The organism is Micrococcus sp. CS26 (assembly GCF_055522295.1).
Genome location: NZ_JBVFVY010000027.1, coordinates 1 through 20,310, shown reverse-complemented (window position 1 = coordinate 20,310; position 20,310 = coordinate 1). Strand labels below are relative to the sequence as shown.

Sequence of the window (20,310 nt, the reverse complement as noted above, 5' to 3'; positions counted from 1 at the left end):
TCGCAGGTCGCAGTGAGCTTAGGGTACGCTTCACCAATTAAATCCCACACAGGCCAAGATTGAAGCTGCTTCATTTCATTCTCATTGAGGCCCTGGATAGTATCGCCCAAGTCGACTTCGCTACCAAGCAAGAAGGTTAGGCAAACATGATAGAGCGATATATCGCTGAGGTTAGCTCTCATTACATCCTGCTGCAATCGCCTACACGCCAGTCGTTGAGAGTCATCCGACCAAGCAAATCCATTAGCCCAAAAACGAAGTAGATGAATATTCGTTAGATACCTTAGCCTTTGGGTGGAGTTCACGTACGCACAGGAGACCCATAACGCCAGTGATAGCGCGGCACTTCTAAATTCTTCACGGCGATCCTCTTGCTTCACTGCAACTCGCCAAAGCCTAATGATCATCGAGTCTGCAATTTGCTCCACCCCATCGTAACCCTTGATCCTCTCATAGTGTCTTGATATGGACGATAAGTTGATATTTATGAGGCCAACAAGATCCTCATCATCAATAAACTCGTAAGGAGTCACCAACCTAGAGGACTCACCACCGTCGACCGTCTCGGTGGACGCAAGCCAGAAGCCGTTGTCGTCGCCGAATAGATTTGTTACGTCGATCTGTCCTTCGTCATCCCGAGCATAGACAAAAAGCTCAAGAGATTTGTCCCCGACGCCAAATCGGACTCTCCCCGTGGATCCTCGATAACCGGGTGGTCGTTGATGCGACCTGCTGCTCTCAACAGCAGCCTGGATTGCCCGAACTTGATCGTCATTTATCGAGTCAACTAACACTTTCTCGGCATTTCCGCCAAAATACTCGATATTCTGGAGAAGATTGCGAAGAGTTTCTAAATATTCTTTGTCTTCTTGAATATGGACGTCGCTTACTGCAGTAGTATCCACTTGAATTCCATAGCTTCCAATAGTCAGGAATCCATACTCAAGAATGTCGATATACAATTCTAGATCTCTAACCCTATGGGCAAGATATCTAGAGAGAGGGTACTTTATATCGCATTTCCCGTTGTCCGATCCGACTTCCTTTAGGTCAATCGTCAGTTCGTGGCCAAGAATGACAGTGAGGTCCGCGGGGGACGTCCGCTGCGCCTTATAACCTCGATAAGTGAAGTTCTTCGTAGAGTATTCATATTCGTATGAAGATAAAATATATTCGTTGGGTATAATATCCGCATCAATATCTATCGGAACACTGCTATTGTCTGCTAACCTGACTGCAAAATGAAACCCGCCATGTTCCAGACGCAATCTAGTCGGTTGATTGAGAGAAATCTCAGCTGCGGATCTCAGGAATATCGATTCGGGATTTGCGAAACTTTCAAGCGATACTCCAGGGATCTCCCATTGCGCCTCGGCGGCGAAATTAAAAAGATTCCACCACGCATCACTGCTCGAAGGGATTTCGCCAAGCTGGAACGACTTTGTCTTCTGCTTTTGCCCCATGGACTGCAGGGTACGATCAAGTCTAAACGGATTGAGAACGGTTGCGTAACTCCTGACCACATCCTGGCTCTGGTCAATGTCTGCGACAAGGAGGACGGCGCCGCGGGTATTCTTGAATCCTTCAATTTCGTCACGCGTGAGAGGAAAAGACGGACGGCTACGTTGCGCCTTGCCGATGAATCTACCCTTGACTTGGACTGGTATACGAGATATTAAGGTTGCTTTCGAGGCAAATCCTTCAGATGCATGGAGATCTACAAACCCGTCTGTTAATGGGGTCCTGTCGTTGGTGTCCAGAATCGCGTCAAGGCCACCGCACTTCGACAGAATCGTCTGAAAATACGCTACGGACAGCCGCTCCACATCCGAGGTACTCAACTTCTTCAAGACAATTCCCTCACACGTTGAACCGGAACTCGACCACGTCGCCGTCCTTCATCACGTAGTCCTTGCCCTCCATGCGCACCTTGCCGGCGGCCTTGGCGTCGGCCATGGACCCGGCAGCGATCAGGTCTTCGAAGGACACGATCTCCGCCTTGATGAAGCCGCGCTGGAAGTCGGTGTGGATCACGCCGGCAGCCTCGGGCGCCGTCGCACCGACCGGGATGGTCCAGGCGCGCGTCTCCTTCGGTCCCGCCGTCAGGTACGTCTGCAGGCCGAGGGTCGAGAAGCCCACGCGGGCCAGCTGGTCCAGCCCGGACTCGTCCTGCCCGGCCATCTCCAGCATCTCGGCGGCCTCCTCCTCGGAGAGCTCCACGAGGTCGGACTCGAGCTTGGCATCCAGGAACACGGCGTCGGCGGGGGCCACCAGATCGCGCAGCTCCTGCTGCTTGGCCTCGTCCCCCAGCACACCCTCGTCCGAGTTGAACACGTAGATGAACGGCTTGGCGGTGAGCAGGCTCAGCTCCCGCAGCCGGTCCATGTCCAGCTTGTCCTTGTCCTTCGCCGCGAAGATCGTCTCGCCCCGCTCCAGCACCGCGAGCGCGGCCTGGAGCGCCTCGAGGTCGGCGGGCTCCTTCTTCTTGCCCTTGACCTCCTTCTCGACGCGCGGGATCGCCTTCTCGACGGTCTGCATGTCCGCGATGATCAGCTCGGTGTTGATGGTCTCCATGTCCGAGGCCGGATCCACCTTGCCGTCCACGTGGACGACGTCGCCGTCGTCGAACGCGCGCACCACCTGGGCGATCGCGTGGGCCTCGCGGATGTTCGCCAGGAACTGGTTGCCCAGGCCCTCCCCCTCGGAGGCGCCCTTGACGATGCCGGCGATGTCCACGAAGGACACCGTCGCCGGCAGGATGCGCTCGGAGCCGAAGATCTCGGCCAGCTGGGGCAGCCGCTCGTCCGGAAGGTTCACCACGCCCACGTTCGGCTCGATCGTCGCGAACGGGTAGTTCGCCGCGAGCACGGTCTGGCGCGTCAGCGCGTTGAACAGGGTCGACTTGCCCACGTTGGGCAGTCCCACGAATCCGATAGTCAAAGCCACAGTCCGGCAGTCTACCGGCGGGCCCGCCGCGGCGGAGGCGTCCCGCACCGGCCCCGTTCCGTGGGCAGAACCGGCAGCCCCGCCCGCTCCGTGGGCAGAAAGCGCGCTCTCCCCTGTTCCGGGGGCAGAACCGGCAGGGTTTTCGCTTCCGGGGGCAGAAACCCTTGCTTTTCTGCCCACGGAACCCAGAGGCCCGGCGGCCACGGGGCCCGGCAGCCCCAGCCCCCGCCCCCACGCGCCCACGGAACCCAGAGACCCGCACCGCCCAGCACGCATCCCCGCCCAGATGACCGATCTGTAGGGTGGGCGGGCCGCCCAGACCCCGACGAGAGGACGCACACCTGTGTCTGCCGAACAGAGGACGACAGCCGAGACCGCAGGGCCACCGGGTCCACCCCTCGCCAAGTCCCGCGGCACCGTGCGCCTGCGCTCCAACGACTACCGGGACAAGCCGGCCGTGGACCCGCGCTACTTCACCGACCCGGAGGGCCATGACATGGCCGTCGCGGTGGCCGGCATCCGGCTGGCCCGGGAGATCGTCTCCCAGCCGGCCATGGCGGCGTGGGCGGGGCGCGAGCTGGCCCCGGGCGAGCAGGCGCAGACGGACGAGGAGATCGCCGACTACGTGCGCCGCACCCACAACACCGTGTACCACCCGGTGGGCTCGGTGCGCATGGGCGCCGAGGACGACGCCATGAGCCCGCTCGACGCCCGTCTGCGCGTCAAGGGCGTGACGGGGCTGCGCGTGACCGCCACGCAGATGCGGCGGGCCCCCGGTGGGGGGCCCGCCGCATCTGCGTTCGGGGGACGGACCGCGCGCTGGTCACGCCGGCCGCGCGCGGCTCCGTCAGAGGCCGGTCACTCGCCGGAGGCCTCGGCGGTCTCGCCCTCCACGGTCTGCCCGGCCACGGGGGCGGTGCCGCCGTGGGTGACGGAGATCTTGCGGGGCTTGGCCTGCTCCGCCACCGGGATGGTGAGGGTCAGGACGCCGTCGCTGTAGTCGGCCTGGATGCGGTCGAGGGCGAGGCCCTCGCCCAGGGTGAGCTGGCGGGCGAAGGTGCCGGCGGAACGCTCACGGGTGAGCCAGCGGCGGTCCTCGCGGGCCGGGTCCTCCTTGCGCTCGGCGCGGACGGTGAGGGTGCGCTCCTCCACGTCCACGTCGATGGAGGCCGGGTCGACGCCGGGCAGCTCGACCTCGGCGACGAAGACGTCGCCCTCGCGGTACAGGTTCATGGGCATGGACACGGTGCCGGTCGCGCGGGGCGTCAGACCGTTCACCAGGCGCTCCATCTCACGGAACGGATCGATAGGACGGGCCATGTCGGTTCACTCTCCTCGGGATTCGGGTGGGCGCCGCTGACACCGCGGCGTCTGACCACTACAACAGCACGCCCGGCGAACCTATTCCAGAAATCTGCGTGAAGTTCGATCAACTTCCAGGCGGGCGGTCAGGACCCTCCCGGCCCGGGGTCAGCCCGCCGAGGCGATCTCGCTCTCCACCACCCACTTGTGGTTCCTCATCCGCATGCCGTCGGACTCGTAGTCCACCATGTAGACGGTCTCATCCGTCGAGGAGTGCACCGTGCCCTCCGCACCCTGCATGCCCGGCATGTGGTCAGCCGCGAGGGTGACCGCCGCGCCGTCGGGCAGGCGTTCGGCGCCCGCGTCCTCCAGCTCCTCCTGGACGACCCACTTGTGGTCCGTCACCTCGGGCCCGCCCGTCGTCGGCCGGTAGTCCACGGAGTAGGCGGTGGTCTCGTACGCGCCCACGACGGTGGCGGCGGCCCCCTCCATCCCGGGCATGTGGTCCGCCATGAGGGTGACCTCGGTGCCCACGGGGTGGGCCGGGTCCGCGGCGGGCTCGATGCCCTCGGGGGCGGGGCCGCCGTCCATCGCGTGGCCCGCGTGCCCGCCGTGGGAGGACGACGTCGCCGCCTCTTCCCCTCCCGTCGCGCAGCCGGTGAGCGCGAGCAGACTCGCCGCAGTCACGGCGACGGTCCTGGTCCAGAAACGCATGGTCATCGTCCGGTGTCTCCTTCGTCATCGGTGGTCTGGGGGGCCTCGAGGTGCCCGAGCGCCGCACGGAACGCGGCCTCCGCCGTGTCGCCGTAGGGCACGAACAGCACCTCGTCCACGGTGCCGCCCACCTCGTCCGCCATCGCGTGGCAGGTCTCGACGGCGATCCGCGCGGCGTCCTCCATGGGCCAGCCGTAGATCCCGGCGGAGATCGCCGGGAACGCGACCGTCCGGGCGCCGAGCCCGGCCGCCACCTTCAGGGACTCGCGGTAGCACGAGGCGAGGGTGTCGGATTTGTCGATCGTCTTGGCCCACACCGGGCCCACCGTGTGGATGACCCAGCGCGCGGGCAGGCGCCCCGCCGTCGTCGCCACGGCCTGCCCGGCGGGCAGCCCCTCCGGCAGGTCGGTCTCGCGCAGGCGGCGGCACTCGGCCAGGATCTCGGGGCCGCCGCGCCGGTGGATGGCGCCGTCCACGCCTCCGCCGCCGAGCAGGGTGGAGTTGGCGGCGTTGACGACGGCGTCCGCGTGCGTGGCCGTGATGTCCCCGGGGGCGATGGTGAGCTGCATGGACTCACGCTAGGCGCGGGTGGGCGCCGTCGGACAGGGCCGGTAGCCTCGGCCCCATGAGCACCCCGACGCCCACCGGACCGACCCCCACGCCCCCCGGCGGCGAACTGCTGCCGCTGATCAGCCTCGCGGTGGAGCACGTGTTCGACACGCTCGGCCGGCAGTCCGTGTTCGCCCCGACGATCCTCGCCGTCGCCGCGGACGGCCAGCGCGGCATGTGGGAGCACCCGGACCTCGAGCCCGAGCAGGCGGCCGCCACGGTCGCGAAGATCAGCCCGCGCCCCACGCGGGCGGTGGCCGTGTTCGACGGCGAGATCGAGACGGTGGACGGGCCCCGCCCGGCCGTCGCGGTGGAGGCCTTCGACGCCGCCGCCCTGGCCTCGACCCGCATGGTCTTCCCGTATCTGCCCGGCGTGGCCGCGGCGGGCATCGCCGCCCGCGTCGACGGCGACCCGCAGGTCGTGGCCAACGGCCCCAACCCGCTCTTCGGCTGAGCCGCCCGCCACGACGACGGCGCGCCGCCGCCTAACGTGTCCCTGCGGCCTGCGAGGGTGGGGGCATGGAGATCCTCAGCCTGCTGCTCGCCCTCATCCTCGGACTCGTGCTGGGCGCCCTGGTGGGCGCGTGGCTCATGTGGCGCCGGGCGGCCGGCGGCGGTGAGGAGGCCCGCCGGGCCCAGGCCGAGCTGGCCGCGCTGCGCACCGAGCACCAGGGGGCACGAGAAGAGCTCGCGGCCGCCCGGGCGGAGCAGCGCGCGCTCACGGCCGCGCGCGCCGAGGACGCCGAACGCCAACGCGCGGAGTCCCAGGTGATGTCCACGCTCGCCCCGCTGGGCCAGCGACTGGCGGCCCTCCAGGAGCAGGTGAGCGTGTTGGAACGGGATCGGGCGTCACAGTTCGGCCGGCTCGGGGAGCAGCTCCGCGCCGCCGCGGCCACGGACCGGGACCTGCTGAACCAGACCACGTCGCTCATGGCCACCCTCAAGTCCACCTCCGCGCGGGGCCACTGGGGCGAGGCGCAGCTGCGGCGGGTCGTCGAGGCGGCGGGCATGCTCCACCACGTGGACTTCACGGAGCAGGCCACGCTGTCCGGCAGGGACGGCGAGCGCCTCCGCCCGGACCTCGTGGTGTCCCTGCCCGGCGGCAAGGCCATGGCCGTGGACGCCAAGGCCCCCATCGGGGACGCGCTGGCCGCCGAGGCCCTCGCGGATGAGCCCGGCGAGGAGGCGTACGAGCGGCGTCAGGCGCTGGCCGCCCAGCACGCCGCGGCCGTGCGCCGCCACGTGGACCAGCTCTCCGCGAAGTCCTACTGGGCCGGCCTCGAGCACTCCCCCGAGCTGGTCCTGTGCTTCCTGCCCGCCGAGTCACTCCTGGCCGCGGCCCTGGACGCGGACCCCGGGCTGCTGGACCACGCGTTCTCCCGGAACGTCGCGCTCGTCGCCCCCGTCTCCCTCCTGACCGCCCTGAAGTCCGTGGCCTATGCCTGGCGGCAGGACACCCTGGCCGAGAACGCCCACACCGTGGTGGCCAGCGCGAAGGACCTCTACGAGCGCCTCGGCACGCTCGGCACCCACCTGGACCGCATGGGCGGATCCCTCAAGACCGCCGTGGACCGCTACAACCAGCTCGTCGGCAACGTCGAGTCGCGCGTGCTCCCCGCCGCCCGGCGCCTCCGCGACGCCGACCCGGGCCTGGCCCCCACGCCGGACATCCGCACGCTCGAGTCCGCGCCCCGGCCCCTGGCCGCCCCGGAACTGGTCGCGGGCGTGGAGGAGGACGAGCTGCGCCGTCGTCGGGCGGAGTCGGCGCGGGAGGCGTGAGCAGGGCCGGGCGGGTGGGCCGTCGCGGCCCCGGAGATCCGACGCGCGGCCCGGGCGACAGCCGGGTCAGGCGGCGGCGAGGGCGAAGACCGCCCACGCGAGGACGAAGCCCATGACGCCGATCAGCGTCTCCAGCACGGTCCAGGTGCGCAGCGTCGTCGGCACGTCCATGCCGAAGAAGCGGCCGACCAGCCAGAACCCGGAGTCGTTGACGTGGGAGGCGATCACCGAGCCGGCGGCCACCGCGAGCACCATGGTGGCCAGCTGGACCTCGGTGAACCCGGCCTCGGCGACGGCCGTGGAGAGCAGACCCGCCGCCGTCGTGAGGGCGACGGTCGCCGAGCCCTGGGCGATGCGCAGCGCACCGGCGATCAGGAAGCCCGCGAGGATCAGCGGGACGCCCAGGCCGGTGAGCGACTCGGCCAGGGCTGCGCCGATACCGGAGGTGCGCAGGACGCCGCCGAACATGCCGCCGGCACCCGTCACGAGGATCACGGAGCAGACCGGGGCGAGGGCGCCGTCGAGGATGGACTCGAGCCCCTCACGGCCGCCCGGGATCCGGCGGCCCAGCGTGGCCATGGCGACCAGCAGGGTGATCAGCAGCGCCACCGGCGTCTCGCCGAGCGCGCGCAGCACCTGGTACCACGCCTGACCCTTCGCGTCGGCGCCGAACGCCCCGGCGGCGTTCAGGGTGTTGAGGCCCGTGTTCATGAGGATCAGCAGCAGCGGCAGGACCAGCACGCCCACCACCGTGGCGAACCGCGGCGGATGCGCCTCCCGCTCCTCGGAGGCCTCACCGAGGATCGCCGGGACGGGCAGCACCCACCGACGCCCCGCCCACAGCCCGAACAGGTACGAGGTGACATACCAGGTGGGGACGGCGATGGCCAGCCCCAGCAGCATCACGAGGCCCACGTTGGCGTCGAACAGCCCCGCGGCGGTCACCGGGCCCGGATGCGGCGGCACGTAGATGTGCATCACGGAGAACGCCCCGGCCGCGGGGAGGCCGTAGGCGAGCACCGAGCCGCCGAGCCGGCGGGCCACCGCGAAGATCACGGGCAGCATCACCACGAGGCCGGCGTCGAAGAAGATCGGGAAGCCGAACAGCAGCGAGGCCACCCCCAGGGCGAACGGCGCGCGCTTCTCCCCGAAGAACCGGATGAGCGTGTCCGCCATGGCCTTCGCCCCGCCGGTGGCCTCGACCACGCGCCCGAGCATCGCGCCCAGGCCCACGAGCAGCGCCACGGAGGCCAGGGTGGAGCCGAAGCCCTGGGTCAGCGCCGGCACCACGAGCTCGGCCGGGATGCCTGCTGCGAAGGCCGTGAGCAGGCTGACCAGCACGAGCGCCACGAAGGCGTGCACGCGCAGCCGCATGATGAGCAGGAGCAGCAGCAGGATCGCACCGAGCGCGATACCCAGCAGCGGGGCGGCCCCCAGCGTGGGGGTCCAGTCTTCGAGCTTCATGAGGGGTCCTTCGGGCGGGCGGACCGGTGCGAGCGGCCGGCGGGCAGATGGGGTCTGCCGAGCCTACGGCCTCCCCCGGTCCTGCCGCGCCGGACGCGCGGGCCCGCCCGCGCTCACACTAGTGCGCGCAGGGCCCGTTCCGTCAGGTCCGCCAGCGTGGCGTCGTTGTGCAGGAGCACGCCGTCCTCGTCCAGCTGCAGCGGCTCGAGCGTGGCCACCTGGCTGGCCAGCAGCGCGGGCGGCATGAAGTGGTGGCGCTCGGCCATCCGGTCCTGGATGTCCACGGTGGCGGCCTCCACGTGCAGGAACCGCACGCGCCCGGGGGCATCCGAGAGCAGATCGCGGTAGGAGCGCCTGAGCGCCGAGCAGGTCACAATGCAGCCGCCGGACTGGGCCGGTTCGCTCATCCACGAGCGGAGCCGGCGCAGCCACGGCCAGCGGTCCTCGTCCGTGAGCGGGGTCCCGCCGCGCATCTTCGCGATCGCCTCGACACTGTGGAACTCGTCCGCCTCCGCGTAGGGCAGCTGCAGCACATCCATGAGGCGCAGGGCCAGCGCGGTCTTGCCGGAGCCGGACACGCCCATCACCACCACGGCGGTGCCGGTCAGATTTGGCAGGGTCCCGACGGCGGCCCGCGCCACCTCGGCGTCGTGGGCGGCGGCGGCCAGCGCCGCGGGTCTGCGGTCGTCCGTGTCGGGCTCGGCTGCCGACGTGGGAGTGTGCGTCGCATCCACGTGGTGACGCCGCTGGTCCATGGGGCCTCCTCGGGTTTCATCCCCGCAGGATGCAGGGATATGAGCACATCAGCATGCCGTCATGTCCTCAACCCACCCGTTGAACCGGGGGCACCGCGCCCTCACCTCATCGAAGGGGGCGCCCATGAGGATCTCGATTCCCGACGCCGTCTTGACGTAATCCTGGAAGAGCCCTTCCAAGCGCTTGGACGGCGCCGTGTTCGGGCCGCCGTTGATCAGTTCCGGGTTTCCGCTGGCTTCATCGACCCGGCGAGCGATCTCGGCGGCCGCTCTCTGATCTCCCAGCACACGGTCCTGCAACGATGCCGCGGACAAGACGAGGGCCTCGAATTCGTGGAGCATGAGGAAGGGATGGAAGCGGGTCGTACCCTCGGGGTCGAAGGCCTCTCGCAGCGCGGCCTCCTGGATCGCGACGGTCGTGACCACGTCAGAGCCCGTGAGAGCCCTCCCCGGCATGCCAGTGGGCGACCGGTAGAAATCGATCATGGTCGTAACCATGTCCCAGTGGCTCTGCCCCACCAGGACACCGAGCTGGTCGCGATAACCCCGCCATCCTCCGCCTCCTCGCCCGGTGACACTGGTCTTGGTGATGATGGCCTGCGGGTAGACGTCGCCCGGTGCGAGATGCGGAGCGAGGATTCGCTCGACGAATAGCTTCTCCGACTGCCCCTCGACGACGATCGCCACCTGTCTCATGACGCTGCCCCCTGCTCCCGCGGCGGGGGGACGATGTCCGGACCGGGCATACCGCCCAGCAGATTCATCTCCCATAGCTCGCCCGTCGTGTACTCGTCGAGCCACGCGTCGAGGGCCTCGACCGGCGGCGCGGCGAGTGTCGTCGTCCCACCCGTCCTGTCCACCAGCACCACGTCGTCGACGGCAAAGCAACTCAGGAGCGGGACGGACTGAGTGGCTGCCACGACCTGGACGTGCTCGGCCGCCGCGGTGAGGAGTTCAGCGAGTTGGGAGATGGCGACCGGGTGCAGACCAAGCTCCGGCTCGTCGAGGACGACCACGCCGGGCATGGAGTCCTGGAGCAACAGAGTCGCCAAGCTTATGAATCGCAGTGTCCCCGAGGACAGGAAACGCCCGTGGAACACCCGGTCCATGCCGATCTGCCGCCACCGCAGCTGCACATGACCCCCCAGCGGCTGCAGGACGAAGTCGTCGAAGAAGGGGGCGACGACACGGACGGAGCGGACGATGCGGTCATATCGGGGTCGGTCGTGCGTCTTCAATCGGAGCAAGACCGGTGCGAGGTTTGCCGCGTCATCGTGGAGGGTCAGGTCGTCCGCCTCATCGGCCCGCTGGAGCGCCGGCGCCTGAGGGCTGGTGTCGTCGACGTGGAAGACCCGAACACCCCCGGCCATGGCGGCGATGTGGGTGGCGGCCGTGATGCCGTCGCTCTCCTCAGCTCGACGGCGGATGACAGAGCGAGCCGACAGCCCATAGGAGGTTTCGTAGGCCTTGTCATATTTGTCGATGTTGTGGATGCCAGTGGTCTCACGGATCAGCGGTGCGTCATCGTCAGAGGCCTGGAGGCAGACGGAGTAGCGGTTCACGAATCGATCGCCGCCGTGCGGGACGCTGCCTCGTGGTTTGCTGGCCACACTGAGGCAGATGGTCTCGGCATCGTCGCCCGTCGGCGAGGCGTGCAACTGGGCGCGCACCCCGCCCATGCGGAGCAGCTCCTCAGAGAAGCTGTTGTCCACCACCCGGCCGAGGAGTTCCATTGCGCCGATCACATTGCTCTTGCCCGCACCATTGGCGCCGATCAAGAGCGTGACGCCGTCCCGGAGCTCGAGGGTCGCATCCCGGATAGATCGAAAACCCTCCACACGGAACGTGTCGAGTCTCATCGTCGCCGTCCGCCGAGGGCGCGCCCGTCGTCGCCCACGCGCTTCATCTCGGCGCGCAGCTCCTTGGGCAGGGAGAAGATGATGTCTTCCTCGGCGGTCACCACCTCGTCCACCTGCCCGTAGCCGTACTCGGCCAGCAGCGCGAGCACCTCCTGGACCAGCACCTCGGGCACGGACGCGCCCGAGGACAGGCCCACGGTGGCCACGCCCTCGAACCAGGACTCGTCCACCTGGTTGGCGAAGTCCACGCGCTCGGCGCGGGAGGCCCCGTACTCCGCGGCCACCTCCTTGAGGCGCACCGAGTTCGAGGAGTTCGCCGAGCCCACGATGATCACCAGGTCGCACTCCGGCGAGATCGACTTGATGGCCGCCTGCCGGTTGGAGGTGGCGTAGCAGATGTCGTCCGAGGGCGGGTCCTGCAGGTTCGGGAACCGCTCGCGCAGCACGGAGACGATCTCGAGGGTCTCGTCCACGGAGAGCGTGGTCTGGGAGAGCCAGATCAGGTTGTCCGGGTCCTCCACCTGGACGGTGCGGGCCTCGGCGACGTCGTTGATCACCGTGGTGTGCTCGGGCGCCTCGCCGAACGTGCCCTCGACCTCCTCGTGGCCGTCGTGGCCGATCAACAGGATCCGCTTGTCCTGCTTGGCGAAGCGCACGGCCTCGCGGTGCACCTTGGTCACGAGCGGGCACGTGGCGTCGATGGTGCGCAGGTTGCGCTGGGCGGCCTCCTCGACGACGGCCGGGGACACGCCGTGCGCGGAGAACACGGTCAGGGCGCCCTCGGGCACCTCGTCCAGCTCGTCAACGAACACCACGCCGCGCTCGGTCAGGGTGTCCACGACGTGCCGGTTGTGGACGATCTCCTTGCGCACGTACACGGGGGCGCCGTGGTGCTCGAGGGCCTTCTCGACGGCGACGACGGCACGGTCCACGCCGGCGCAGTAGCCACGGGGGGCGGCCAGCAGCACGCGCTTCTCACCGGACACGGGCGCGGCCGCCTCCACCTCCTCACGGGAACGACGAACGCGCGGGACCTGCGGCATCCCGAGGCCGACGGCGGACGGACGGGCGGAGACGGAGGGAGAGGACATGCCCTCCATGCTATCGGCCGGGACGCAGACCGGGCCCGGGCTTCGCCGCGGGCTCAGCGCGACGTGACGTCGGCGGCGGTGTGGGAGCGGCCCACCGCGGGGGGACCGTCCGCCCGGGCGGCACGGACCCGGCCACGCCGAGCGACCCACAGCTCGGCCAGGGCCAGCAGCAGGCCCGCGGCCAGCACGATCCAGCCCAGGGTGGTCAGGGTCTGGGGGTAGGGGGCGACGGCGGCTGCGAACGCCGGGCGGGCGGCCTCCTCCATCTGCTGGACGAACGCGGCCACCCCCGGGGAGGCCCCCTCGGGCGCCGTGAGGTGGACCGCGTCCGGCCCCAGGCGGGCGCCGCCGATCAGCCCGCCGGCCAGGGCGACCGCACCCGCCACGGCCACGGCGAGGCCCCGCCGCCCTCGGGGGGCGAGCAGCAGGGCGCCCACGAGCGCCAGCACGGACGCGGCGGCGGCCCAGTGCCAGTGCGCGGAGGCGTCCACCCAGCGGTGCACGGTGGCCCGGTCCGTGCCGGCCAAGGCGTCGATGCGCGCGTCCATGCGCAGCGCGGTGCTGTCCCGCAGGTCCGCGGCGCGGTCGTACAGGGGTGCCAGCAGCGTGTCCGCGGCCCAGTCGCCGACGTCCGCGCCCGCGATCGTCTCCAGCAGCGCCTGCCCGGGCAGGTCGAACCGGTCCTCGCGTAGGTCACGTTCGATGTCGCCCAGGGCGGCGGTGATCCCGGACTGTGCGACGGGACCGAACGGGATGGTCACGTCCGCGCCCGAGCCGGGCTCGTCCGCGCCCTGCGGGTCCTCGAGCTGGGCGAGCCAGGCGCGCCGGGCCTCGTCAGCGGTGTCGGACCAGCCCTGCACCACCTGCGGGTCGTCCGCCACGCGCTGGGCCAGCGGGCGCAGCAGGTCCTCGGCCGCCTGGGCCAGCGGGCCGGGCACCTGCTCGGGGACGGCGTCGTGCACGACGTCGTCGATCACCCCCGGCACGGCGGCGCGGACCTCGGGGTCCACCGCGACCTGCTCCGTCACCCCGCGCAGCAGCTCCGGGCGGTGCGTCGCCTCGTCGACGAGGGCACCGGCCGTCGCGAGCACCGCCAGCAGGCCCGCCAGGGCCGCGACGAGGAAACTGAGAGTGGTGCGCATGGGGTCCTTCCATTCCGTTCCGTTCCGTTCCGACCCCGTCGAGCGTACTCATCCTGGCCGGACGTTCCCCGGTCTGAGCGCCCCGACCGGGTCGGCGGCGGACCCGGGGGACGCCCGGGCGCCGTCTTGCGCGTCCGGCGAGGGCGGTACGGTGGGCCCGTGCCCGGGCGGACCGGGCGCGGACAGGAGGGACCCGGATGGACCAGCCCGTGACCGAGGGCGCCTCGGCGGCGTCGGACGTGCCCGTCTCGGCGCCCGCCCGCGCGGGCGAGACCTCCGCCGAGCGGCCGTGGCCCCTGCGCCGGCTCTCCGAGAACCTCAAGGCCCACATCGAGCGCGCGCCCGCCACGTGGATCGAGGGCCAGCTCATCGAGTTCAAGAACAACCGCGGCAACGTCTACATGACCATGCGGGACCTCGAGGAGGAGGTGTCCCTGTCGCTCACCGCCTGGCGAAACGTCGCCATGACCCTGGACGGGACCGTCCAGCAGGGCTCCCGCGTGGTGGCGCGCGTGAAGCCGAACTTCTGGCTCAAGGCCGGGCGCCTGTCCATGAACGTGCAGGAGATGCGCCCGGTCGGCCTCGGCGATCTGCTGGCCCGCGTGGAGCTGCTGCGCCGGGCCCTCGCCGAGGAGGGGCTGACCTCCCCCGCGCGCAAACGACCCCTGCCCCTGCTCCCCCACCGGATCGGGCTCATCACCGGCCGCGACTCGGACGCGAAGAAGGACGTGCTGCGCAACACGCTGCTGCGCTGGCCCGCCGCCGAGTTCGAGATCCGTGAGGTCGCCGTGCAGGGCGCCGAGGCCCCTCGTCAGGTGGCCGCCGCCCTCGCCGAGCTCGACGCCGACCCGGCCGTGGACGTCATCGTCATCGCCCGCGGCGGCGGCGCGCTCGAGGAGGTCATCCTGCCGTTCTCAGACGAGGCGCTGGTGCGCGCCGTGGCGGCGGCGCGCACGCCCGTCGTCTCGGCGATCGGCCACGAAGCGGACCGCCCGGTCCTCGACGACGTCGCCGACCTGCGCGCCTCCACGCCCACGGACGCGGCCAAGCGGATCGTCCCGGACGCGGCCCAGGAGGCCGCGGGACTCGCCGACGCGCGCCTGCGGCTGGCCGCGGCCGTCGAGCGCCGCGTGCGCGCCGAGGCCGAGGGGCTCGCGGCACTGCGCTCCCGGCCCGTGCTGGCCCGTCCGCACGTGATGGTGGACACCCGGCAGGAGGAGACGGACCGGTGGCGCGAGCGCGGCCGGTCCGCCCTGGGCCATCGGCTCGTCCGCGAGGAGGACGCACTCACGCAGCTGCGCGCCCGTGTCCGCGCCCTGTCCCCGCAGCGCACCCTGGACCGCGGCTACGCCGTGGTCCAGCACGCCGGACAGGTCGTGCGCGACGCGGACCAGGTCGCCCCGGACGACCGGCTCGACATCCTCGTGGCGGTCGGGCGGATCGCCGCGGACGTCGTCGCGACGCATCGGCCCACCCCGACCCCATCCCACGAGAGGACACGACAGACATGAGTGAACAGGGCATGGAGCAGACGCAGGACCCGGGCCGCCCCAGCGGCGTGGAGGGCTTCACCTCCGCGGACGTCTCGGACGTGGCCCGGATGAGCTACGAGCAGGCGCGCGCCGAGCTGATGGAGACCGTGGGGAGGCTGGAGGCCGGTGGCGCCGGCCTCGAGGAGTCCCTGGCCCTGTGGGAACGCGGGGAGGCGCTGGCCGACCGCTGCCAGGCCTGGCTCGACGGCGCCCGCGCCCGCCTCGACCAGGTGCGCGGCGAGGCCGCCCCCGACGCCGACTGACCCCGCCCCGCCCCGCTTTCGTTCGGGAAACGGCGGCCTTCGGGGCGCTTTCGTTCGAGAAACGGCGGCCTTCGGGGCGCTTTCGTTCGAAAAACGGCGGCCTCCGCCACGCTGTCGTTCGAGAAACGGCGGGGGCGGGGGCCATCGGCCCCCGCCCCACGCGGCTTGCTCCCGACGTCGGTCAGGCGGTCTGGTCCTCGTGCTTGCCCTCGCCCAGCTCCTCCACGAGCTTGGCGTTGAAGGCGTCGAGGTCGTCCGGGGTGCGCGAGGTGGTCAGCCCGTTGTCCACGACGACCTCCTCGTCCACCCACTGGGCGCCCGCGTTCTTCAGGTCAGACTCCAGGGACGCGTAGCTGGTCAGACGGCGGCCGTCCACGACGCCCGCCTCGATCAGGGTCCACGGGGCGTGGCAGATGGCCGCCACCGGCTTGTGCTGCTCGAAGAAGGCACGCACGAACGCCTGGGCGTCCTTGTCGATGCGCAGGGCGTCCGCGTTCAGGGTGCCGCCCGGCATCACGAGGCCGTCGAAGTCCTCGGCCTTGGCGTCCTTCACCGTCGTGTTCACCTCGAAGGACTCGCCGTGATCCCAGTCGGACTGCATCGCGGTGATGGTGCCGGACTTCGGCGAGACGAGCACGGGGGTCGCGCCGGCGGCGATCACGGCCTCCCACGGGGAGGTCAGCTCGACCTGCTCGACACCGTCGGTCGCGAGGAACGCGACGGTCTTGCCGGTCAGCGGGGCGTTCTGGACAGCGTTCTCGGACATGGGTCCACCTTTCGGATCGGATCCGGCACGCCTCTGCGGCGCCCGGTGTTCCCCATCAACTCACTGCGGCCCCGGGCCTGGCAAGGTCCGGCCACCACTTCCCCGCCCACCGCGACGACGGCGGCGCTCAGCCCGCCAGCAGGCGACGGCGGGCGGCCGCGACGTCGAAGTCGGCCTTCGGCCAGTCCAGCCCCATCCCCTGCACGGTCTCGATGATCAGCTGCTGCACCGCCAGCCGCGCGAACCACTTGCGGTCCGCCGGCACGATGAACCACGGCGCGTCCTCGGTGTCCGTCCGCTCGATCGCGATCCGGTACGCGTCCATGTACTGGTCCCAGTACGCGCGGTCGTCGAGGTCGCTCTCGCTGAACTTCCAGTGCTTCGTGGGGTCGTCCAGGCGGGCCAGCAGGCGCTCGGCCTGCTCCTCCGGCGAGATCCGCAGCATCACCTTGACGATCCGCGTCCCAGCGGCGCGCACGGCCGCCTCGAACTCGCAGATCGCCCCGTATCGCTCCTCCACCTCGGCCAGCGGGGAGAGCCCGCGCACGCGATGCACGAGCACGTCCTCGTAGTGCGAGCGGTCGAACGCGGAGACGAGGCCGGGCCGGGGCAGGTGCGGGCGGATGCGCCACAGGAAGTCGTGGGCGCGCTCCTCCGCTGTCGGCGCCTTGAACGCGTGCACGTGGACGCCCTGCGGGTCCATCGCCCCGATCACGTGGCGCATGATCCCGCCCTTGCCGGCGGTGTCCATGCCCTGCAGGACGACCAGCAGGGACGGCGCCTCCCCCTCGGGCGCGTGGCGCACCGACTGAGCGAACAGCAGTTCCTGCAGGTTGGCGAGCGCCCCGCCGCGCGCGGCCAGGTCCTTCTTGCCCTTCGCCTTGTCCCCGCCGTAGCCGGGCGTCGCGGCGGCGTCGACGTCGGCCGGGCCCCGGACCTCGTCCCCGCGGCGGGCGGCGAACAGCTCCCGGGCGGGGGCGCCGAAGACGCTGTCGTCGGTGGGGCGGGCGGGTCGGCCCGCCTCGGCGGCCGGGGTGTCAGCCATGGCGCTCCCTCCAGTCCTCGAGGAAGTCCTCGAGGCGGTCCAGGGCCACGTCCAGGTCCTTCACGCTGGGCAGCGTGACGAGCCGGAAGTGGTCGGTGTACGGGTAGTTGAACGCCCCGCCGTGCGAGACGAGGATCTTCTTCGCCCGCAGCAGCTCGATGACGAACGCCTCGTCGTCGTCGATCGCGTAGACCTCCGGGTCCAGGCGCGGGAACAGGTAGAGGGCGCCGTGGGCCGGCTGCACGGACACGCCGGGGATGGCGTTCAGGCGGTCCTGGGCGAGGTTGCGCTGCTCGAGCAGCCGACCGCCGGGCAGGACGAGGTCGTCGATGGACTGGTAGCCGCCCAGTGCCACCTGGATGGCGTGCTGTGCGGGCACGTTGGCGCACATCCGCATGTTGGCCAGCAGGGTCAGGCCCTCGAGGAAGTCGGCGGCCCGGTGCTTCGGCCCGGACACGGCCACCCAGCCGGAGCGGTAGCCCGCCACCCGGTATGCCTTGGACAGGCCGGAGAACGTCAGGGTGAGCACGTCGTCGGACAGGCCGGCGGCGTTGATGTGGCGGGCGCCGTCGTAGGTGATCTTCTCGTAGATCTCGTCCGCCATGAGGACGAGGTTGTGGCGGCGGGCGACGTCCACGATGCCCTGCAGCACGGCGCGGGAGTAGACCGCGCCGGTGGGGTTGTTCGGGTTGATCAGGACGATGCCCTTGGTGCGCTCCGTGACGAGGGACTCGATGTGCTCGAGGTCGGGCTCCCAGCCCTCCTCCTCGACGCAGCGGTAGTGCACCGCTCGGCCCCCGGCCAGGGTGGTGGCGCCGGTCCACAGCGGGTAGTCGGGCGAGGGGACGAGGATCTCGTCGCCGTCGTCGACCAGGGCCTGCAGGACCATCGTGATCATCTCGGAGACGCCGTTGCCGATGAACACGTCGTCCACGCCGATGTCCCGGATGCCCCGGGACTCGTAGTACTGCGAGACGGCGGTGCGCGCCGAGTAGATGCCCTTGGAGTCCGAGTAGCCCTGCGCGTGCGGCAGGTGCTGGTGCATCGCCGCCAGGACGGCGTCCGGCGCCTCGAAGCCGAACGGGGCCGGGTTGCCGATGTTCAGCTTCATGATCCGGTGGCCCGCGGCCTCCATCCGCTGCGCCTCCTCCAGGATGGGGCCGCGCACGTCGTAGCGGACGTTCAGCAGCTTGGCGGACTGGCGGAACTGGCGGGGATGCGGGGTCGGCATGCCCCCCATCATGGCACCCCCCGGGCGGTGTGCGTCACAGTCGAGCTCGTGCGACGCGGGCCGGCGCCCCTCCCTCGCGCGGGCTCAGAACCAGGAGCCGCGGGGGACGAACCAGTCCTCGGGCGCGTCCTCCAGGCCATGGTCCACCAGCCAGTACTGCGCGGCCTCGGCGACCGGAAGCGGGTCGGCGCCCGTGGTGAGCCGTTCGAGCTCCCGCAGGCCGTCGCCGTCGAGGGCGGACATCACCTCGGCGATGCGCCGTTCGGCGTCGTCGTCCAGCGTCGCGGCGGAGCCGACGGCGGTCAGCCGCCCCTCCGGGAGCACGCGGCCGTCGTCCTCGAGCGGGACGAGCGTGTTCGCGTCGATCTCCGGATCCGTGCCGGTCAGCAGCGCGACCTGGGCCTCGTCCGCGACGACGGCGGCGGTCGGGTCCTCGGTGTCGGCCAGCCAGGTCTCGGGGCGGCAGCCGGCGAGCCGGTCCAGGCGGGCGCGCAGGGCCGTGGCCGCGTCCGGGTCCGCCGCGGCGGTCAGGGGCGGGGGTGCGACGGCGGTGAGCGACTCGCACCAGCCGTTGAGGTCCGTGATCGACTCGAGCTCGAGCCGGGCCGCGGTGGTCTGGGTGACGACCGCGGTCAGGCGCAGCACGCCCGCCGACGAGGACAGCACCGCCGGGGCCTCGTCCTGCGGTGTCCCCGCCGCGGCCGTCTGCCCGGCGAGCAGCGTCCCCAGGACGCGCCCGGCCGCCGGGGCGTCGGCCGCGGGGTCGCCGACGGGCAGCGCGGTGGGGCTCGGGGCGGCGGTCGAGGCGGTGGCCGAGGGGGTGGGCACAGCGTCCGTGGACGTGCCGGCCTCCGTCCCGGTCGGCGTCGACGACGGCGACGGCGGGGACGGCAGCGCCGCTGCGGGGTCGGCGGCGACGGCCAGGGCCAGGGTGTCCACGACGGCGACCGTGTCCCCGCCGGCGGCGGACCACGCGGGCTGCTCCACGGCGACGCCGTCCTCGTCCGCCACGGCGTGGCCGTGCAGGCGCAGGTGACGGGACAGGACCGCCGCGACGGCGGCCTCGAGGCCCTCGCCGCCGTGCACGACCGTGATCGGCGCGCCTGACGCGGAGGGCGTCGGCGGGGCGTCCGCCTGCCGCCCACACGCCCCCAGGGCCAGCGACAGCACGAGGGCCGAGGCGGCGAGGGCCGCGGGGCGGCGGTGGGCGGGGCGGCTCACGCCGCCACCCCGGCACGGGCGAGCGCCTCGGTGACCCAGGAGGCGGTGCGCAGCCCGCTGAGCTCCGCGAGGTCGAACCAGCGCGCGTCCGTCGAGGATCCGCCGACCTCAGGGCGCAGGACGCCGCCCGTGATGCGGGCGGTGTAGAGGACCTGCACGGTGAGCAGCGGCAGCGGCTCGCCCCGCAGGCGCTTCTCCACCGGGATCGTCCCGGTCGTGACGCCCAGCAGGCCCGTGAGCTCGGCGGTGTGGCCGGTCTCCTCCCAGACCTCGCGCAGGCACGCCTCCTCCGGGCTCTCGCCGAGCTCGATGCCGCCACCGGGCAGCGTCCACTGCAGGAACTCGGGCCCCTGCCACGAGCTGAGCAGGACGCGGCCGCCGTCCACGATCAGGGCGTAGGCGCCGGCGCGCGTCTGGAACGGGCCGGCGGGGTGTGCTCCGGCGGCGTCCGGGGCGGCGGGGGTGGTGCTCATGGCTGCGGGCTCCTGGCGGCAGTGGGACGGCCCGCGGCGGGCGACGCTGCGGGCCCGGCCAGTCTACGAGCACCGCCCACCGCGAACAGCGGCACGGTCCACCGACCCGCGCCCTAGG

General features: G+C 70.7%; 20 protein-coding genes and 1 pseudogene. 5 read left to right on the top strand and 16 right to left on the bottom strand.

Going from position 1 to position 20,310, the window contains the following annotated elements; translation table 11 throughout:
- Together ACZ1IK_RS10115 and ychF are read right to left on the bottom strand one after the other, a co-directional pair.
- A partial coding sequence (locus tag ACZ1IK_RS10115) for a DUF4365 domain-containing protein (RefSeq protein WP_465098489.1) occupies positions 1-1,850 on the bottom strand: 1,850 nt, incomplete at its 3' end.
- A gap of 10 nt (positions 1,851-1,860) precedes the next feature.
- Positions 1,861-2,946: a redox-regulated ATPase YchF gene (gene ychF, locus ACZ1IK_RS10110; protein WP_122054482.1), complete on the bottom strand. Its 1,086-nt coding sequence runs from the start codon at positions 2,944-2,946 to the stop codon at positions 1,861-1,863.
- Positions 2,947-3,346: 400 nt separating this feature from the next.
- Here ychF and ACZ1IK_RS10105 point away from each other — a divergent pair.
- Positions 3,347-3,694 (top strand): annotated as a pseudogene (locus tag ACZ1IK_RS10105) (GMC oxidoreductase); the annotation flags it as partial.
- 110 nt (positions 3,695-3,804) lie between these two features.
- Here the strand turns inward: ACZ1IK_RS10105 and ACZ1IK_RS10100 are convergent.
- The 3 genes from ACZ1IK_RS10100 to ACZ1IK_RS10090 form a co-directional block, all read right to left on the bottom strand.
- Positions 3,805-4,266, bottom strand: a complete 462-nt coding sequence (locus tag ACZ1IK_RS10100) for an Hsp20/alpha crystallin family protein (RefSeq protein WP_285139826.1) — start codon at positions 4,264-4,266, stop codon at positions 3,805-3,807.
- 150 nt (positions 4,267-4,416) lie between these two features.
- Positions 4,417-4,968, bottom strand: a complete 552-nt coding sequence (locus ACZ1IK_RS10095) for a YdhK family protein (RefSeq protein ID WP_020626858.1) — start codon at positions 4,966-4,968, stop codon at positions 4,417-4,419.
- Complete coding sequence (locus tag ACZ1IK_RS10090) at positions 4,965-5,531, bottom strand: O-acetyl-ADP-ribose deacetylase (RefSeq protein WP_036317043.1); 567 nt, start codon at positions 5,529-5,531, stop codon at positions 4,965-4,967. Before ACZ1IK_RS10090 ends, ACZ1IK_RS10095 begins: the two co-directional genes overlap by 4 nt.
- A 56-nt stretch (positions 5,532-5,587) precedes the next feature.
- Between ACZ1IK_RS10090 and ACZ1IK_RS10085 the strand changes: the two genes are divergently transcribed.
- Positions 5,588-6,025 carry a hypothetical protein gene (locus tag ACZ1IK_RS10085; RefSeq protein ID WP_242934353.1) on the top strand — a complete coding sequence of 146 codons (438 nt, stop codon included), beginning with the start codon at positions 5,588-5,590 and terminating at the stop codon, positions 6,023-6,025.
- Positions 6,026-6,090: 65 nt separating this feature from the next.
- Complete coding sequence (locus ACZ1IK_RS10080) at positions 6,091-7,350, top strand: DNA recombination protein RmuC (RefSeq protein WP_036317041.1); 1,260 nt, start codon at positions 6,091-6,093, stop codon at positions 7,348-7,350.
- Positions 7,351-7,416: 66 nt separating this feature from the next.
- Here the strand turns inward: ACZ1IK_RS10080 and ACZ1IK_RS10075 are convergent, their stop codons facing one another.
- The 6 genes from ACZ1IK_RS10075 to ACZ1IK_RS10050 form a co-directional block, all read right to left on the bottom strand.
- Entirely contained in the window at positions 7,417-8,814 is a 1,398-nt protein-coding gene (locus ACZ1IK_RS10075) for a GntP family permease (RefSeq protein ID WP_065573514.1), read from the bottom strand.
- A 113-nt stretch (positions 8,815-8,927) separates the two neighbouring features.
- Positions 8,928-9,569 (bottom strand): gluconokinase, encoded by a 642-nt coding sequence (locus ACZ1IK_RS10070; protein ID WP_285139828.1) that lies wholly within the window; start codon positions 9,567-9,569, stop codon positions 8,928-8,930.
- A 48-nt stretch (positions 9,570-9,617) separates the two neighbouring features.
- Complete coding sequence (locus ACZ1IK_RS10065; RefSeq protein WP_285139829.1) at positions 9,618-10,256, bottom strand: DUF4276 family protein; 639 nt, start codon at positions 10,254-10,256, stop codon at positions 9,618-9,620.
- A 5-nt stretch (positions 10,257-10,261) separates the two neighbouring features.
- The gene (locus ACZ1IK_RS10060; RefSeq protein WP_065573516.1) at positions 10,262-11,428 is read right to left on the bottom strand and encodes an AAA family ATPase; all 1,167 of its coding nucleotides are present in this window, start codon (positions 11,426-11,428) and stop codon (positions 10,262-10,264) included.
- The gene (locus tag ACZ1IK_RS10055; RefSeq protein ID WP_285139830.1) at positions 11,425-12,519 is read right to left on the bottom strand and encodes a 4-hydroxy-3-methylbut-2-enyl diphosphate reductase; all 1,095 of its coding nucleotides are present in this window, start codon (positions 12,517-12,519) and stop codon (positions 11,425-11,427) included. The genes ACZ1IK_RS10060 and ACZ1IK_RS10055 overlap by 4 nt, the downstream gene beginning before the upstream one ends.
- Positions 12,520-12,572: 53 nt before the next feature.
- Positions 12,573-13,661: a hypothetical protein gene (locus tag ACZ1IK_RS10050; RefSeq protein ID WP_135019458.1), complete on the bottom strand. Its 1,089-nt coding sequence runs from the start codon at positions 13,659-13,661 to the stop codon at positions 12,573-12,575.
- A gap of 197 nt (positions 13,662-13,858) precedes the next feature.
- Between ACZ1IK_RS10050 and xseA the strand changes: the two genes are divergently transcribed.
- Positions 13,859-15,172: an exodeoxyribonuclease VII large subunit gene (gene xseA / locus ACZ1IK_RS10045; RefSeq protein WP_465098488.1), complete on the top strand. Its 1,314-nt coding sequence runs from the start codon at positions 13,859-13,861 to the stop codon at positions 15,170-15,172.
- A complete protein-coding gene (locus tag ACZ1IK_RS10040) occupies positions 15,169-15,456 on the top strand; it encodes an exodeoxyribonuclease VII small subunit (protein ID WP_166437517.1) in 288 nt (95 codons plus the stop codon). The genes xseA and ACZ1IK_RS10040 overlap by 4 nt, the downstream gene beginning before the upstream one ends.
- 181 nt (positions 15,457-15,637) lie before the next feature.
- On the opposite strand, the gene ACZ1IK_RS10035 is transcribed toward ACZ1IK_RS10040, so the two are convergent.
- The 5 genes from ACZ1IK_RS10035 to ACZ1IK_RS10015 form a co-directional block, all read right to left on the bottom strand.
- Positions 15,638-16,222 (bottom strand): type 1 glutamine amidotransferase domain-containing protein, encoded by a 585-nt coding sequence (locus ACZ1IK_RS10035; protein WP_447127201.1) that lies wholly within the window; start codon positions 16,220-16,222, stop codon positions 15,638-15,640.
- Positions 16,223-16,349: 127 nt separating this feature from the next.
- Positions 16,350-17,267: a PPK2 family polyphosphate kinase gene (locus tag ACZ1IK_RS10030; protein WP_101965823.1), complete on the bottom strand. Its 918-nt coding sequence runs from the start codon at positions 17,265-17,267 to the stop codon at positions 16,350-16,352.
- On the bottom strand, positions 17,260-18,498 hold the full coding sequence (locus tag ACZ1IK_RS10025) for a pyridoxal phosphate-dependent aminotransferase (RefSeq protein WP_371469801.1): 1,239 nt from the start codon (positions 18,496-18,498) through the stop codon (positions 17,260-17,262). The genes ACZ1IK_RS10030 and ACZ1IK_RS10025 overlap by 8 nt, the downstream gene beginning before the upstream one ends.
- An 84-nt stretch (positions 18,499-18,582) precedes the next feature.
- Positions 18,583-19,719: a glycine betaine ABC transporter substrate-binding protein gene (locus ACZ1IK_RS10020; protein ID WP_135019454.1), complete on the bottom strand. Its 1,137-nt coding sequence runs from the start codon at positions 19,717-19,719 to the stop codon at positions 18,583-18,585.
- Positions 19,716-20,192 (bottom strand): NUDIX hydrolase, encoded by a 477-nt coding sequence (locus ACZ1IK_RS10015; protein WP_036381048.1) that lies wholly within the window; start codon positions 20,190-20,192, stop codon positions 19,716-19,718. The genes ACZ1IK_RS10020 and ACZ1IK_RS10015 overlap by 4 nt, the downstream gene beginning before the upstream one ends.
- Between the last annotated feature and the right edge of the window lie 118 nt (positions 20,193-20,310).